Genomic DNA, 16,366 nt, shown 5'->3' with positions numbered 1-16,366 from the left:
TTGTTTGAAAATTACACATACTTTGCTGCGTAAGTCATGATCAGTTCCTGTGTTGCCTCTTCAGCGTTAATCTCTCCGGCAAGTCTTCCACCGGACATAACCATGATACGGTCACAGATTCCGAGAAGCTCCGGCATTTCTGAAGAAACTACAATAACTACTTTGCCGCGGTTCGCAAGATCGATGATGAGCTGATAGATCTCATACTTTGCACCGACATCGATTCCTCTTGTCGGCTCATCCAGAAGCAGTACTTCCGGATCGGTAAGAAGCCATCTTCCAAGGATAACCTTCTGCTGGTTTCCACCGGAAAGTGCACGGATCTTGGTCTCCTGCGACGGTGTCTTTGTCCGCAGCGCATCAATATATTTCTGCGTATCTTCTTTCATGGATTTTTCACTCAGATAAAATCCTTTTTTGTGTCTCTTTAAGCTGGAGATAACGGTATTTTCACGAATGTTCAGGATGCCGAAGATACCGGTTGCTCTTCTCTCTTCTGTCAGAAGTGCAAATCCGTTCTTGATCGAATCCTGTGCATTCTTATTGCTGACTTGTTTTCCGTCAAGTTTTATCGTTCCTGATTTCCTGGTTGCAATTCCAAAAATTGTCTCCAGAGTTTCTGTACGTCCACTTCCGTCAAGTCCGGCAATTCCAAGAATTTCTCCTTTTCTTGCTTTGAAGGAAACATCATTCAGGATCGAATACATTCCGGAAAGGTGTTCCACTTCAAGCGCTACGTCGCCCGGTTTATTTGTCTTTGGCGGGAACTGATTGGTAAGCTCACGTCCAACCATCAGGCGGATGATATCGTCCATCTCCAGATCATCTGCTTTCTCGGTTGCTACCCAGGTTCCGTCACGCATGATCGTAATTTCATCTGAAATCCGTTTGATCTCTGCCATTTTATGTGAAATGTAAATGATTCCGCATCCTCTCTTTTTCAGCATCTCAATGATATCAAACAGATGCTCTACTTCCTGCTCTGTAAGGGAAGAAGTCGGCTCATCAAATACGATGACTTTTGCATTCACAGATACTGCTTTTGCAATCTCTACCATCTGTCTCTGTGATACCGGCATCGTACTCATGATCCTTTTCGGATCTACATCAATTTTCAATTCTTCAAATACTTTTTTTGTGTCGTCATAGATTTTTTTCTCATTTACCATGACGCCGCCCACCTTCGGGTAACGTCCGAGCCAGAGATTATCCATGACGTTTCTTTTGAGCGCCTGGTTCAGTTCCTGGTGAACCATTGCAACTCCATTTTCAAGAGCTTCTTTCGAATTCTTGAAATTAATCTCTTTTCCCTCCAGCTCAATCTTGCCACTGTCTTTGTCATAAATTCCGAAAAGGCATTTCATCAGTGTTGACTTTCCGGCTCCATTTTCACCCATCAGTGCATGGACAGTGCCTGCTTTAACTGTCAGGGACACATGATCTAATGCTTTTACGCCCGGAAATTCTTTACAGATATCCGTCATCTGCAGTAAAACATCCTGTTTCATAGCTGTCCTCCTGTCTCTCATCTTCTAATCTCGCATACCTTTCGAACCTGCCACTATGCAGTTCCATCCGGCTGCGTCACAACTTTAGAAAAGGTGGCTGGCCAACCACCTGGCCGCCACCTTTATTTTTTACATTTTTATTTTCCTGAGTATTCCTGGTAAGGAATGAAGATCTTGTTGCTTACTTTATCAGAAATATTGTAAGAATCTGTTCCATCCATCAGATCTTTTCCATCTGCTGCATTCTTAGCAAGGTCTGCGATACAAGCTGCCATACCATCTGCATCCTGTTTAACAGTTGCTGTCATCTTGCCATCTCCGATCAGCTGTTTTGCTGCATCTGTAGCATCAACACCAAATACCGGAATCATCTTTCCGTCTTTGCCTGTTCCAAGGTTGTATCCCTTATCATTCAGAGCAGAGATTGCGCCTTCTGCCATACCGTCGTTGTTGCAGATAACAAGCTCGATCATGTTATTGCTTCCTTCGTTGTACTGGGAAAGGTTGGTTGTCATATAGTTGTTTGCTGCTGTTGCACTCCAGTTACCATCCTGGTCAACCTGGTATTTGTCACTGTTAGAAGCATCAAAGTATTCCAGTGCCGGTTTGCCAGCGTCTGTGATGATCTTGTCTGCATCTTCTACAGCAAACTGTGTACGGTAAATAGCTTCTGCATTTCCGAGCTGTCCCATGAACATTGCGTAAGAGATCTTTCCATCTCCGTTGAGATCCATTTCATCAAAATGTTCTACTACATAGTTACCGATCATTTCGCCCTGCATATGTCCTGCTTCCGGAGCGTCTGTTCCTACGAATGCACACTTGTCATAGCTTCCAAGTACATCGCCTTCTGTTTTGTCATCTTCGACTGCACGGTTAAAGAAGATAACCGGGATTCCTGCTGCTTCTGCTTTTTCAACGATCTGTGAAGAAGCATCTACAGAACCGGATGTAACGATGTTAACGATCAGTGCTGTAGCACCTGTCTGGATTGCTGTATCAATCTGTTCGTTCTGTGTTGTCTGGTTACTGTTTCCATCATAGTCCTGATATTCAACGCCCATCTCGTCAAGTTTTGCATCGAGTGCTGTACGGACAGATGCAATGTAAGTATCAGAATAGGTATAATAGAATACTGCAATATTGGCATCTGAAGATTTCTTATCGCTGCTTCCACCATCACTCTTGCCGGAGCCCCCGCATCCTGCAAGCATTCCCAGTGCCATCACACCTGCGAGCATCGCTGCTACAATTCTTCTTTTCATAATTTCGTTCCTCCTTGTATAACGTTTACTTGATGATATGAGTATAACAAGAAGGGAATAAAATACCCATGTAAAAAACTACGAGAGGTTTGTGAATTTCAACGTTTGCGCAAAAAATACTGCCCCGGAGCTTCGGTGCAGTATTTTTTACTTTGGTATGTCGCGAATTTTTACTTAATTCCTTCGATAAATGTTTCAAATGCCTAATTCTTCAAAAAGCTGCTGTCTATAAGCTTCGTCTGCCGATGCTTTTACCAGATCATCCATACGTTTTCCTTTTATCAGTCGCTGATTAAGCTCCGCCATTCTCTGAATTCCGTTATCACCAGCCTCAGCTATCTCTTGTTTTAATTCCTGTTTTTCTTCTGCAAGGCTACGCCTTTCATTTTCAAAGTCTTGTTTTTTCTCTGCAAGATTACTTTTCTCTAATTCCAGATTGCTTCTCTCTGTTTCCAGATTGTTCTTCTCTGCTTCCAGATTATTCTTCTCGGTTTCCAGGTTGTTCTTCTCTGTTTCCAGATTATTCTTCTCGGTTTCCAGGTTGTTCTTCTCTGTTTCCAGGTTACTCTTCTCTGCTTCAAAGTTGTTCTTCTCTGCTTCAAACTTCTGCCTTGCTTCTGCAAATTCTTTCTCTACTGCCTGTCTTGCCATTTCATGCGCACTTTCCACAAACATCATATGATCTCTTAATGCTTTTTCTCTTGCCTCATACTCCAGACGTTTCCTCTCATCCGCACTCAACTGCTCCAACTCTTTATATGCTTCATCAATATATTTGTCCTTTTCAGCCATCTTGACAAAATCCTCCCTTCGTTTTCCTCCGAAGAAACGCATCCAATGCGTAAGATCTGTTTCATTCCGAGATTCCGGTGGTAATTTCGGCAACTCAAAAATATGCATTTGCAATAAATTTGTGCTAATTTCTCCTGTCTCTTTATCGCATAACCCAATATGGTGATAAAACCGGTCATCATCCTTGAAAAAACAATAATCCAGTATCCCTATATGGATACATGGCTGAAGTTTGCTGTAGCTGTCACCTTTTTTCATCTGACCTGTAACCATTTTCGATAAATAAAATACCGTTCTCTGAAACCAGTACAAAGTTGTAACTACCTGCATTTCCAAATCTAGCTGCTCCCCGCTTTTCATACTCACATGCACATCCAGAATCCCATATTTTTCATCCGCATATTCTGGTTCTAAAATTGTCGGCAGAAGTTTTGTTTCCTCGATTTTCTCAGGATCGATTCCAAAAACTGCTGCGATAAATCCTTTCCTGACTTCCGGATTTGCCATCAGTTCTTTGAAACAAAAATCCACCGTTGGATGCATGATAAAATCTTCCTGCTGCGTTTCATTTTCCATTATTTTGTTTTCTGACATACACATTTCTCCTTTTCTTTCGTTTAAAATCAGACATTAAAAGGAGATGTGCCAGTAATCTGTTTATAAAATTATTTTATCATATGGCCATAAGATGTAAAGCAAAATCCTTTTATCGTCCTGTTGTTTTATCATCGGATATTTGCCCTGATACGAGCTGCCGAAAATAAGACACGCTTTGGTTAATAGATACTTTTGCTGCTCTACAGAACGTGAGCTGCGTGTATGCAGAATATCACAGACACCCATGAATTACAAGTTTCCCGGAAACATCTCTTTATTTCGATACTTTTCGGTAATTTAAGAAATTTTTCAAAGTATTTTCTGGTAAAACTCATACTCTCTATTGATTATTGATATTTCTTTCATTGGTGGATTTCTTTATCCGTGAACAATCCTATTATCTCTATATAACATAAGAAAGAATGTGCCTCAGCACATTCTCGCGCCGAGCGCGTTGCTGAGCGCCAGTGGCGCTCGTTAAGCAACGACCGAAGCGGAGCGTAGACCGCTTGCGACATTCTTCATCTTCGTGCGAGTGCGCATCTCCGGCACGCAGTGCCTTTTATTTCATAGGAAATTCCTTTGGAATTTCCTATGAAATGAAAAAGCTGCAGCCCAAATATTTTTCAGACTACAGCTTCTATACTTCCTAACAGCTACGAACATTCTGCCCGTTACTTTTCTTCAAATGAAAATAACGCCTTCTGGCTCTTATCATCATACATATTTTCTCTTGTCACCAGAATACTGCTGGTTGCCGTCTCCTTCTTTTCCGGCTTCTGTCCATTCAGCAGTGTATTGATCTGCTCAATCCCCAGGTATCCCATCGCATATGGGTTCTGGACGATCAGCGCATCTACATTTCCTTTTTCCAGCATTCCAATGGATTTTACGTTACTGTCAAACGCAACAACCTGCGTCCGCTCTCCGGCTTCAAGCGCTTCTACCGCATCACCGACTCCAAGTGTTGTCCATTCATTAAATGTCACGATCACATTGATCTGCGGATTGTCAAGCAACATCCTCTCGGTGCCCTCTCTTGCATCTGTGATCGTAGACTTTACATTGATGGACGCCGTAATATTTGCCCGGTCATCCTTGAGAACCGTATCCCGGAACCCCTCTTCACGAAGCTGCCCGTTCTCCGTACTCTTATCAAAATTTACGATCCCGATATTCAGATTTTCCGCCTGATTACCAAGCACTTCTTTCCCTGCCATACATCCGGCTTCATAATTGTCTGTACCAATATAGCATTCCACAGCCTTACTGTTTACTGGGCTGTCCACAACCACAATCCTGATTCCTGCCTTTGCCGCGCGGTCGATTGCTTCCGCATTCTTTTCAAAATCAATGGCAGAAAACAGAAGTGCATCTACCTGTTCCCGGATTGCCCGGTCTATCATTTCATTCTGCGCCTCATAATCTTCCTCACCGTCTCCATCCGGTCCTTCGCACACCAGATCCAGATTATATTCCGCACTTGCCGCACCGGCTCCCGCATATGCGGACTGCCAGAAAGAAGAATCCATGGATTTTGTCAGAAATACTACTTTTTTCTTCTCGATGACACTATTTGTACTGCCTTCTCTTCCTTCCCAGAGTCCGTCACCCGTCAGGACAAAAAACAGAATTGCAAGTAGGATTACACCTGCACCAATTGCAATAAATGGTTTTCTTCTACTTTTTCTCATATTCTTCCTCCCTGACCTTCGGCATACGAATCGTCACACAGGTTCCTTCATCCAGCTCACTTGTGATATTCAGTCCATAATTGCTTCCAAAATAAATCTTGATCCGGTCATTTACGTTCTTGATTCCGATTCCGGTACGGTCTCCCAGCTCTTTGCGCAGAATCTCCTGACACTGTTCTTCCGTCATACCGATTCCATTATCCTCCACCTGGAAAATAATATCTTCTCCGTCCTCAAAAATACGGATCCATATCTCACCCTCATCGATCATCTGCTTTACACCATGATAAATTGCATTCTCGATAATTGGCTGCAAAGTAATTTTGTTACAAAGATACGAAAGACACGACTCTTCCACCTCAAATGAATAGGTAAATTTGTTCTTATACCGATAATTTTCAATCTTCAGATAACTCTTTGCATGTTCCACTTCTTTTTCGATCGGAATCAGCTCATGCCCTTTACTGATACTGATACGGAACAGCCTTGCAAGTGCCGTAACCATCTCTTCTGCATCTTCATTTTTCCCGTCTTCACACATCCATGCAATCGCATCCAGTGTATTATACAGGAAATGTGGATTGATCTGCGCCTGAAGCGCTTTAAGCTCTGTTTTCCGCAGTGTGATTTCTTCCTGTCTGACCTGCTCCATCAGCTTCTGGATCTTCGCAACCATGTGTTCAAACGAGTTGGATAAAGTCGTGATCTCTGTAGTTCCCGCCATCGGCTCAAATACAAAATTTTCCGCATTTTTTTCAAACCGGTGCATATCATCGGCAAGCTGCCTTACCGGTGCTGAGAACAGTTCTGAAAAAGCCCATCCGAGAAGAAATACTGCTCCCATAACCAGACACAGAACGATCAGAAGTCTGGATACCGCACTGCTTACCTTCTCCGTAATCATTTCATCTACATAGCAGACACCTACAATTTTCCAGTCACAGTTCTCGAGATTTTTCACAGTATAGATCACCTGTTCCTGAATATGTGTCCCTTCTTTTAAATCCATTCCCTTCTCTTCTTTTAACCCGGAATAAATGAGCTGCTGCTGTGGATGATAGATCAGATTGCCTTTTTTGTCCGCAATATAGGCATAGCCGTGCTGCCCGATTCCTACATCATCAACATAATTGGCAATGTCAGAAAAACGGATGTCAATATTTACCTGTATACTGGTTCCGTCTTCTTTCTGAATCTTCTGGTAAACGGTTACAACCCATGGATAATATCCCTCAAACAAAGATTCCACATATGGTTTGGTTATATGCAGCCTGCCATCGTCATCTTCCATTTCGGTACTCTGAACAATACGATAATTCTCTTTCAGCTTCTGCCCTCTGTTCCAGTAACGCAGAAGCTCCCCATCTTCGCCACAAATTGTTACCGCTACTACATCGGAACGGATATTTACCAGATTCTGGATATATTCCTCAGAATGATTATTCTCATGACGCATTCTCGCCACGATCCGTTCCAGTATGATCCGCATATCCTGTGTATAATTCTCAACCGTATTCTGTACCTGTTCACAGCTCTGGGAACTGCTCGTCACTGCGCTTTGCTCCATTGCATTCCGGTAAATCTGAACAAAAATAAGCGTTGCAGCCACTACCGAAATCAGGACGATTCCCATTACCATTGCAATAAACACACCGGAAATAGATATATTCCATCCCTTGTGCTGATCTGCTTCTTTTTTACGCCTGTTCATGTTCCCTCCTGTATTTGTTCGGTGATACTCCCGTCAGCTTTTTAAAGCAGTGGCTGAAATAATACTGATCCTTATAGCCACACAACTCTGTAATCTCACCGATCTTCATACCTGTACACTGCAGAAGCTCCATTGCCTTTTCAATTCGTTTTTTCGTCAGGATCTCAACCAGTGAACTGCCTGTCGTCTTTTTTATCAGACTGCTGAGATAATTCGGCGACACTCCGATCTCTTCACTGATGATCATAACAGACAGATCCTGCTGGGCATAGCGGTCCTGTATGATCTGCACTGCCTGCTCGCAGATCACCTCACTGCTCTTCTTTCTCTGATCCATAAGCATTTTTTTAGCCTCCATACACAGCCTTTTTATGATCTGAAAATTCTCTGCCATACGTTCCATTTCACGCATCTGCTGCATGGAATATTTTTTCTGAAGAACTTCTACACCACATTCCCCGATTGCCATATAAATAACCTTATATACTGCCGCCCCGATCTCGGTCAGAAGTATCGTACTAAGTACCAGTGTATTCTTGCCTCCATTTCGCAGTTTCTTTTCCAGATCATCCAGATAAATCTCCAGATCCTCTGCCATTCCACCACGTAAAAAATTCTCCATCGTTGCTGTAATTTCCTGTATTTCTCCCTGTTCCAATCCCGATCCGTGCTCTGCATCGGAAATGAAATAGACACTGCTTTTATCCTTTCTGGAATAACTGAGCGCATTCATTGCCTCCAGATAGCTCTCTCTGCATTTTCCAAGAGTATTCACACTCCTGCTTACCCCGACCTGACAGCAATATCCCATAATACGCTCCACACTCTGGACAATTTCTTCTACAATAATATGTAAATATTTACCCATGCCTCCCGGAGTCGTCGCGATCAGCGATACCACTCTTCCTTCCAGATGGCAGCTTATATAATGAACATATTTTTTCAGGATCATATCAACTGCATTTACACTGCTATAGCTTGTCTGATCCTTTCCATTTGCATCACGGATTCCGGTTACAAGCACCACGTACTGCATATTATCCGGCTTTGGATTACGGATCAGCTCACATGCCTCTGCCCGCTCAAGAAGTGTCTCTTCGGACACCCGTTCATTCTGAAAACTGTCGAGCAAAAGCGGAATAAGAAATTCCGTCTTGCGGCTGTCCAGTTTCTCTTTTCTTTCTTTTGTAAATTCTTCCACACGCTGATCTATGGATTTTTTAATCTTTATCAGTTCCGCCTCGATCTCTTTTGCTGAAATCGGCTTCAGCATATAGCTTACAATATTATATTGAATTGCCTGCTGCGCATAGGTAAAATCATCAAATCCACTTAAAAATGCGATCTGTACCATCGGACGAACTTCCCTGACCGCCCGTGCCAGCTCAATCCCCGATAAAAATGGCATCTTGATATCGGTAAGGAGCAGATCTGGTTCCAGCTTTTCAACCAGTTCCAGTGCGTCTGCACCATTTTCAGCTTCCCCGACTACTTCAAAACCAATCTCTTCCCACTTTACCCTGCGAACAAGACTTCTGCGGATTTCCTCCTCATCATCAGCAACAACAACTGTATATTTCATATTTCTCCCTTTTTCCTTTACTGTCAAACTTTCATCTGGTTACAGTTTCTCTTTTTATATTATAGAAGATTCATATCCACTTTTCCATAAATATATCTCCACTCAAATTTGTAAAATTCTACGATTGTATACACGACAATAGTATAAAAAGAGGACAGGCTGAATAGCTTTTCAGTCTGCCCTCTTTTTACATCTTCTTATGCTGTTTTAAAAATTACATTTCTATAACGATTCAATGCAGTATAAAGGACTAATCCAAGCACACCACATCCAACAACTTCTCCGACACCAACTGTCAGCATCATAAACGGAATCGGAAGTTCTACTCCATATCCGTAACGAAGTACAAACGGAACGATCACTGTGTTAGCAATAATCGGTGGTAACGGTGCAAGGAAACGATTTTTGTTACGAAACTGATAAGTGAAAAATGCTCCGATCAAAGTTGCAATGCTTCCGAAAATGATATCCGGCAGGATTGCTCCTCCGAGAATGTTTCCAACAATACATCCAACGAAAAGTCCCGGAATCGCTGCCGGTGTAAATACCGGAAGGATCGTAAGTGCTTCTGCAATACGAATCTGTACTTCTCCGAATGAAAATGGTGCAAATACATAAGTAAGCACCACGTAGATTGCAGCGATCATCGCTGCCTGAGTCATAAATGCTACATTCTTGTTCTTCATATGAAATTCTCTCCTCTAGTTTTGTTTTACGAGTGGAAGGTCACGAACACTCGATTCATTTTCGCGCAGCAATGAGTCTGGCGGCCATGCTTGCATGGACATCTGACGAATGCCGCGGAAGGCATATACTGTAAGTATATGACCTTACGCCGGAAATCGGCGAAACCCTTGTAAGACCTTGGTTTTTTCGGGTTTGGTAACGGGTGTTAGTATAGCATGGTGGGGATGAAAAATCAAGGTAAGTACCAAAAAAGTACCAAATCGCCAAAACATCCTTACAATCTTACCGATATAAACTCCCGGATAAACGTTACATTCCCTAAAGGACAAAAAGAAATTATTGCAGAAGCGGCACAACTAGCCGGTGAATCAGTCAACGGATATATCAAAAAAGCTGTAGATGAAAGAATAGCACGTGATTCTGAGAAATAGTCAGATCCTAATTATTTCTATAGGCTTGAACACTGGTAAACATTTCGTTCACCCCTTGCGTCCTGCTGCCAGATATGCTATATTTAAGACATAAAGAGGGAAACCGCAAGCGGCTCCCCGCAAATAGTGTCAACTATTACTAATATCAGTCGTCAACTATTCCCAGTAGTTGGCGGCTATTTTCTTTTACCCTTGAAAATCTCATAACAAAGACCTACAAGGGCAACAATGAATATACTAAACTGAATCAGATCAGAATATGTAACCATCGTATCGCCCTCCTTTCTTTCGTCTGGAGAGTGTTTTTTATCCCTCCATAACAGAGGGTAGCCGCCTGGCTTTGGTTTCCCTGTCTGTATCTTACCATGATGACAGCAAACAAGGCAACATGAGATTTTCAAGGGTAAACGAAAATAGCCGCCACTACCGCAAATAGTGACGGCTGTTCATAAATAACAGTCAACTATACAATTGGGGGGGGGGAGCCGCTTGCGGTTTCCCTCTTTGTGTCTTGAATATAGCATATCTGGCAGCAGGACGCAAGGGATGAACGAAATGTTTACCCTTATAATCGAGCCGACATTTTAACGTACCAGTCGAAAATGACTAAATTTTTCTCTATAAATCAAGAGCCCGGTCACCACTTTGGCGACCGGGCTCCTGATTTAAAACATAACAAAAGCGGGTGATGGGAATCGAACCCACGTATCCAGCTTGGAAGGCTGGTGTTCTACCATTGAACTACACCCGCGTGACTCTTATTATTATATTCATCATTCAACTGTTTGTCAATAATTTTTTTTATTTTTTTATTTTTCCACTTTTTCTTTCCCTTACTTCATTCTGATGTTATAATGAAGAAACTCAGTGTACTGATAGGAGGGATTAAATATGAAAATTACAGAAGGCTACATGCCTTATCTTGGATACAAAACCTACTACCGTATTGCAGGCGAATGCTCCGGCAATAAAAAACCACTCATTCTGCTTCACGGAGGACCTGGTTCTACACATAACTACTTTGAAGTACTTGACCAGCTTGCTGATGAAGGTCGTGCAATTATTTCCTACGACCAGCTCGGCTGCGGTAATTCTTATGTAGAAGGACATTCAGAACTCTGGTGTTCTAAAACATGGATGAATGAACTAATCGAACTCAGAAAGTATCTCGGACTTGATGAACTTCATCTTCTCGGACAGTCCTGGGGCGGAATGCTCTCAATCGAATACTTATGCGATCACAAACCAGAAGGGATCAAATCCGTTATTCTTTCCAGCACCCACCCATCTGCCAAATTGTGGGCCCAGGAACAACACCGGATGATCAAATTCATGTCCCAGGAAGATCAGGACGCCATTGCTAAGGCTGAAGCAACCGGCAATTTTGACGATCCGGCATATCTCGCAGCCAATGAACGCTTTATGCTTCTTCATGCCGCCGGCGTACCAAAAGACACCGATCCTGAATGCCTGCGCCGTCCAAAAAAAATTGGAACAGACTCTTATATCACCGCGTGGGGACCAAATGAATACACGCCAATCGGAAATCTCAGCAACTATGAGTACCGTGACAAACTGAAAAATATCAAAGAGCCGGCACTTATCATCAACGGAACCAACGATCTGTGCACTCCACTGGTTGCAAAGACCATGTATGACAGTATCCCGAATTCACGCTGGGAACTTTTTGATGACTGCCGTCATGTATGCTTCATTGAAGATACCGACCGCTATTGCAGGCTTTTAAATGAATGGATGGAGCAAAATGACTAAACCTGCTCAGCGTGATTGGATATATTGTTATCTTTTGCTCTTCACTTGCCATGTTTTTCTATAACCGCTCGTGGATCAGCTAAAACAAATATCACTCTCTTTTTGTATATCAAAAATGCAGATCACTGTGAAAATACAAATCTGCACTTAGCTCATCATATACGCAAAAGACGCATATGCCCGACAAAATTTTTGTTCAGGCATATGCGTCTTTTTGCACTTTTTACTGCTCTCTGAAAGTGATCTCACCCGTCTCACTGTTCATAGCTTTTACAATCGCAAGTGATTCCAACGGATAACCCAGGTTGCGGATGATTCTTCCGCCGGACTGGAATCCTTTTTCGATTACAATTCCAATTCCCTCTACAGTTGCACCTGCCTCTGTAACCAGCTGAATCAGCCCCTGCAGCGCACATCCATTCGCAAGGAAATCATCAATAATGAGCACATTATCTTCCTCTGAAAGGAATTTCTTTGCCACAATTACCTGGTTCTTGCATTTGTGGGTAAATGATTCGACTTCTGCTACATACATCTCCCCTTCCAGATTGATGCTCTGTGTCTTTTTCGCAAATACAACCGGCACATGAAAATGCTGGGCTACAATACAGGCAATCCCGATACCAGAAGCTTCGATTGTCAGGATCTTGTTGATATTCTTATCTGCAAATCTCTTCTTGAATTCCGCTCCGATCTGGTCAAATAATTCAATATCCATCTGATGATTCAGAAAACTGTCCACTTTAAGAACATTTCCTTCTTTCACGATTCCATCTTTGACAATACGTTCTTCCAAAAAGTTCATCTTATGTTCTCCTCTTCCTTTTTATAATTCCATGTATTTTTTCCATTGTATCAGTCTGGGCTTTGAAACGCAACCCTCTTGGCTATTTTACCAGAATCTTGTAGCTCTTTTCAAAAACTGCTCCCGGTTCCAGTTCATTTCCCCACTCACGCTTTTCCAGTGTATGGTCAAAATCTTCTCTGTCACTTCTTCCATACCATGGCTCAATACATACAAATGGCGCATGTTTTTTCGCCGGAGACCAGATTCCAAAAAGCGGTGCATCAAATTCTATTTCCAAATATACCTTTCCCGAAGGATCCACCAGTCCTGCCCTCTGTGCCTGATGATTTTCAATAATAAGTGCATCCTCATCAAATAAATGTTCCTCAAGCTTCAGACATTTCCCTGAAAGATTTAAGACTTTTGTCCGTGGACAAAGTGCACCTTCTTCATTCAGGATGCTACTCGTGAGCGGTCCTTCTGTATCAAATACCAGCTGATAATCCTCCTGCTTTTCTCCTTCTTTCAAAGGGCAGTTAAATGCCGGATGCCCTCCGATCGAAAAATACATCTTCTTATCATTTGTATTTTCTACTTTCCACATTATTTCCACCTGACGTCCGGAAAGTCTGTATCCTACTTTCAGGATAAAATGAAATGGATATTTTTCCAATGTCGTTTCTATATCTTTGAGCATAAACCAGATTTCATTTTCTGTCTGACTCTCCAGATCAAATTCCATATCTCTTGCAAAACCATGCTGTGACAGCGTATATGTCTTTCCTTCGTATACCGACTGCTTCTGCGCATAATTTCCTACAATCGGGAAAAGAACCGGTGACGTTCTTCCCCAAAATTCCGGATCTGCCTGCCACAGATATTCCTGCTCTGTCTTATTGTCTTTTAGCGATTTCATTTCTGCGCCTGCTGAAATAACAGTCAGTGTAAGTTCTTCATTTTTCAGTTGATATGCTCCCATTTTTATGCCTCCATTCCTTTCTGTATCTACTTTTCTGCCTCTACGCCGGCAAATACGGATTGTATCAGACGGAGCAATTCCGGTTCACTTCGAAAATATCTGGTATTCTCTCCATTCCACTGGATTTCTCCCTGCCTATCTTCCATATCTCCGGCATCTCACCTGACGCTGTTCAACTCACAATATATGTGTGTATTTAACAGAATCCCGGTTAAACAAAAAGCAGGAGAAATGCTGTAAATTCAACGTTTCTCCTGCTTTTCAAACACTGCCGTAGACCGGAATCGAACCGGTACGGGTATCACTACCCACGGGATTTTAAGTCCCGGGCGTCTGCCAGTTCCGCCACTACGGCAAGAGATGCTCAAACGGTTTCCGCGAAAAGCATACGCGCTCTGCACTGTCTTTTCAACCTCGCATCAATGGGCGGAGGTGGATTCGAACCACCGAAGCAAATTGCAGCAGATTTACAGTCTGTCCCCTTTGGCCACTCGGGAATCCACCCATTTTGTCTCTCGACAATATCTATTTATATCATAAATAAAGAAAAAGCGCAAGGGAATTTCTCCAATTCTCCTGCACTTTTCCCAAATTTTTATACCCAGAATGACCACGCTGCATTCATCTGATTTATAATTGTATTCAGATCCCATTTCTTACGGCTGTTGATCTTACTGTTCGGATCATTGACCAGTACATGCCCATCCTCTGTCAGCCCGGAAAGGACGATAAAATGTCCCTGGTTTGTAAAATCCCCCGGTCCCATACTGCAGATGATCGGATGTCCTGCCGAAAGCTCGGATTTGAGAGTGTCTTCTGACCAGTTGGTAAGCTGCGCAGAGTTTATTCCAAGCTCTGAAGCTCCTGCAGTCATAAGTGTCCAGTCCGTTCCAACATCGTCTACATAATATCCCATATTTACACTCATATCTGCCACATACTTCGGTGTAAATGAAGTATTACCCGTAAGTCCTGTCGCCACCATGGAAAGGCTGGTCGGTCCGCATCCACCCATTCCGATATTCTCGGAACCATAAGATGCATATCCCCATACTTCGCTCCACTGGAAATATACCGGAATATGGTTCTGGATTCTGTAATCTTTCAGATCAACTGCCTGAAGTCCCTGTGAACTGAGTTCTTCCTCTGATCTTGCTGACTGTTCCGGATAATCAATCACCCACTGCAGTGCTTCCTGATGATCAAACAGCCATGTCAGCAAATCATCGGAATACTTTTCTCTGTTCAAAATGATTTCCTTCGTCTCCGGGTTTTTCTTATATAATTCGCCCAGCTGGTCTTTATACTGGTCAGAATCCAGCACCTCCTGAACTTTCTCCGCTTCTATCTCTTCTGGTGTCTTTGTTTCTGTCTCTTCACTTGTCTCCGTCTTTGTCTTGGCAGAGGATGTCTTTTTTGCAGATTTCTTTGCACTGCCGCTTCCACAAAGCATCAGGATCACAGCTAAAACTATAATTCCGGCTGCTGCAAGAATGCCTGCCTTATATAGCTTTCTTTTCATCCTTCGTACTTCCCGCTTGCGCCTCGCCATTTTTTTCTGGCGCTGCTCCGCTCTTTTCCTGTCTTCTCTCATCATATGTCTATGGTTCTTCCTTCCTTAAACGACATCTCGTTAATGTTTGTTCCTTTTTACGCATATTTCAGCCTTACTTTAACATATTTCTTCATGAGAAAACAGTCTTTTCCGACAAGTTTAGAATTTTTTAAGTTTAAAGCTCTGTATAATTACTCTCCAGAGTCACCTCTGTTTCCTGATCTCCGATACAGATTGTATAGGTTTTTCCGACCTTTAATTTCGAAGAAGAGAATGCATACCACTGCACATTTTTCTCGATTTTGATCTCTGTGATCACATTGCCCTCCTCATCTTTTACGGAAATCACAGTTCCACTTTCTACCTGTGAATCCAGACTCTGACAGATAACTGGCTGCTCGGAATCTTCACTTGGATTCTGGATCATACCGTTGCTTCCTACTGCTGCAAAGGTTCCTCCGGTAATCTTACACTCGGATGCATAATCCAGCGTTCCATTGCCTCCATCTTCCGGTCCATGCAACGTCAGATTCCCGCCGGTGATCAGAATATCTCCGTTGGCATCTAACCCGTCACCATTTGCATTTACATAAAGGTTACCACCATTAATCGTGAGCGTTGCACCCTGGTCTTCAGCCTCCATTCCGCCGCTCATTTGTCCTGGCTGCTGTCCGCCTCCCGGACCATTTCCCGGATCCGGTCTGGAATCATCTGTCTGCTCTTTATTTGTCCCACTCTCTGCCGTTGTATCTGCTGCGGATATTCTGGTCGATCGTCAGACGGAGTCCCGAATCTGTTATACCATAATAGCCTCTCCTGTCATAAGCCAGATAGACTCTTGGAACCGGATGGTAGAACTTTATAAAATAATCGATTTCCCGGAAGATCTGGTTCTGCTCCTCAGGCTTTCTTCCTTCTTCGAGATAAGCCTTTGCCTGATCTGCCGGAAGCGCCAACCTTCGTTTGTATACAATGCCCTTATATTTTTTCTACTACAATATATTT

The 16,366-nt window shown here is 42.8% G+C and carries 15 protein-coding genes and 3 tRNA genes; 2 read left to right on the top strand and 16 right to left on the bottom strand.

The genetic code is table 11. The annotated features are described in order from the left end of the window. Positions 1 to 11 precede the first annotated feature (11 nt). From ACYQ5K_RS05015 to ACYQ5K_RS04985, 7 genes are all read right to left on the bottom strand, one after another. Positions 12 to 1,508, bottom strand: coding sequence for a sugar ABC transporter ATP-binding protein (locus tag ACYQ5K_RS05015; RefSeq protein ID WP_055249308.1), 1,497 nt, complete (start codon positions 1,506 to 1,508; stop codon positions 12 to 14). A gap of 137 nt (positions 1,509 to 1,645) precedes the next feature. Next, on the bottom strand, positions 1,646 to 2,773 hold the full coding sequence (locus ACYQ5K_RS05010; protein ID WP_195231086.1) for a galactose ABC transporter substrate-binding protein: 1,128 nt from the start codon (positions 2,771 to 2,773) through the stop codon (positions 1,646 to 1,648). Positions 2,774 to 2,968: 195 nt separating this feature from the next. Beyond that, a complete protein-coding gene (locus tag ACYQ5K_RS05005; protein WP_195231085.1) occupies positions 2,969 to 4,159 on the bottom strand; it encodes an Rpn family recombination-promoting nuclease/putative transposase in 1,191 nt (396 codons plus the stop codon). A gap of 677 nt (positions 4,160 to 4,836) precedes the next feature. Continuing rightward, entirely contained in the window at positions 4,837 to 5,856 is a 1,020-nt protein-coding gene (locus ACYQ5K_RS05000; protein ID WP_173688694.1) for a substrate-binding domain-containing protein, read from the bottom strand. Next, positions 5,843 to 7,567 (bottom strand): sensor histidine kinase, encoded by a 1,725-nt coding sequence (locus tag ACYQ5K_RS04995; RefSeq protein WP_173688695.1) that lies wholly within the window; start codon positions 7,565 to 7,567, stop codon positions 5,843 to 5,845. The genes ACYQ5K_RS05000 and ACYQ5K_RS04995 overlap by 14 nt, the downstream gene beginning before the upstream one ends. Then, complete coding sequence (locus tag ACYQ5K_RS04990; protein ID WP_459777312.1) at positions 7,554 to 9,149, bottom strand: response regulator; 1,596 nt, start codon at positions 9,147 to 9,149, stop codon at positions 7,554 to 7,556. The genes ACYQ5K_RS04995 and ACYQ5K_RS04990 overlap by 14 nt, the downstream gene beginning before the upstream one ends. Before the next feature lie 197 nt (positions 9,150 to 9,346). Continuing rightward, a complete protein-coding gene (locus ACYQ5K_RS04985) occupies positions 9,347 to 9,835 on the bottom strand; it encodes a QueT transporter family protein (RefSeq protein ID WP_459777311.1) in 489 nt (162 codons plus the stop codon). Between the two features lie 216 nt (positions 9,836 to 10,051). Here ACYQ5K_RS04985 and ACYQ5K_RS04980 point away from each other — a divergent pair, with 216 nt between their 5' ends. Further along, positions 10,052 to 10,267 (top strand): hypothetical protein, encoded by a 216-nt coding sequence (locus ACYQ5K_RS04980; RefSeq protein ID WP_459777310.1) that lies wholly within the window; start codon positions 10,052 to 10,054, stop codon positions 10,265 to 10,267. Positions 10,268 to 10,443: 176 nt separating this feature from the next. Here the strand turns inward: ACYQ5K_RS04980 and ACYQ5K_RS04975 are convergent, their stop codons facing one another. Together ACYQ5K_RS04975 and ACYQ5K_RS04970 are read right to left on the bottom strand one after the other, a co-directional pair. Continuing rightward, positions 10,444 to 10,536 carry a putative holin-like toxin gene (locus ACYQ5K_RS04975; RefSeq protein ID WP_227120655.1) on the bottom strand — a complete coding sequence of 31 codons (93 nt, stop codon included), beginning with the start codon at positions 10,534 to 10,536 and terminating at the stop codon, positions 10,444 to 10,446. Between the two features lie 411 nt (positions 10,537 to 10,947). Next, positions 10,948 to 11,018: transfer RNA gene (locus ACYQ5K_RS04970), tRNA-Gly, on the bottom strand. A gap of 140 nt (positions 11,019 to 11,158) precedes the next feature. On the opposite strand from ACYQ5K_RS04970, the gene pepI reads away from it, so the two are divergent. Beyond that, complete coding sequence (pepI, locus tag ACYQ5K_RS04965; protein ID WP_459777309.1) at positions 11,159 to 12,040, top strand: proline iminopeptidase; 882 nt, start codon at positions 11,159 to 11,161, stop codon at positions 12,038 to 12,040. 223 nt (positions 12,041 to 12,263) lie between these two features. Here pepI and ACYQ5K_RS04960 read toward each other — a convergent pair whose 3' ends face one another. From ACYQ5K_RS04960 to ACYQ5K_RS04930, 7 genes are all read right to left on the bottom strand, one after another. Further along, complete coding sequence (locus ACYQ5K_RS04960) at positions 12,264 to 12,845, bottom strand: xanthine phosphoribosyltransferase (RefSeq protein WP_459777308.1); 582 nt, start codon at positions 12,843 to 12,845, stop codon at positions 12,264 to 12,266. Positions 12,846 to 12,927: 82 nt separating this feature from the next. Continuing rightward, on the bottom strand, positions 12,928 to 13,806 hold the full coding sequence (locus ACYQ5K_RS04955; protein ID WP_173688701.1) for an aldose 1-epimerase family protein: 879 nt from the start codon (positions 13,804 to 13,806) through the stop codon (positions 12,928 to 12,930). Positions 13,807 to 14,075: 269 nt separating this feature from the next. Further along, positions 14,076 to 14,161, bottom strand: a tRNA-Leu gene (locus ACYQ5K_RS04950). A gap of 68 nt (positions 14,162 to 14,229) precedes the next feature. After that, positions 14,230 to 14,311: transfer RNA gene (locus ACYQ5K_RS04945), tRNA-Tyr, on the bottom strand. Between the two features lie 90 nt (positions 14,312 to 14,401). Continuing rightward, on the bottom strand, positions 14,402 to 15,328 hold the full coding sequence (locus ACYQ5K_RS04940) for a C39 family peptidase (protein WP_173688702.1): 927 nt from the start codon (positions 15,326 to 15,328) through the stop codon (positions 14,402 to 14,404). A gap of 208 nt (positions 15,329 to 15,536) precedes the next feature. After that, positions 15,537 to 16,016: a carbohydrate-binding domain-containing protein gene (locus tag ACYQ5K_RS04935; RefSeq protein WP_173688703.1), complete on the bottom strand. Its 480-nt coding sequence runs from the start codon at positions 16,014 to 16,016 to the stop codon at positions 15,537 to 15,539. 67 nt (positions 16,017 to 16,083) lie between these two features. Next, entirely contained in the window at positions 16,084 to 16,335 is a 252-nt protein-coding gene (locus ACYQ5K_RS04930) for a VTC domain-containing protein (RefSeq protein WP_459777315.1), read from the bottom strand. Between the last annotated feature and the right edge of the window lie 31 nt (positions 16,336 to 16,366).

Source organism: Allocoprococcus similis (genome assembly GCF_054660775.1).
Note: the sequence above shows the minus strand (reverse complement) of the source record. Positions and strands in the feature narration are given on the sequence as shown.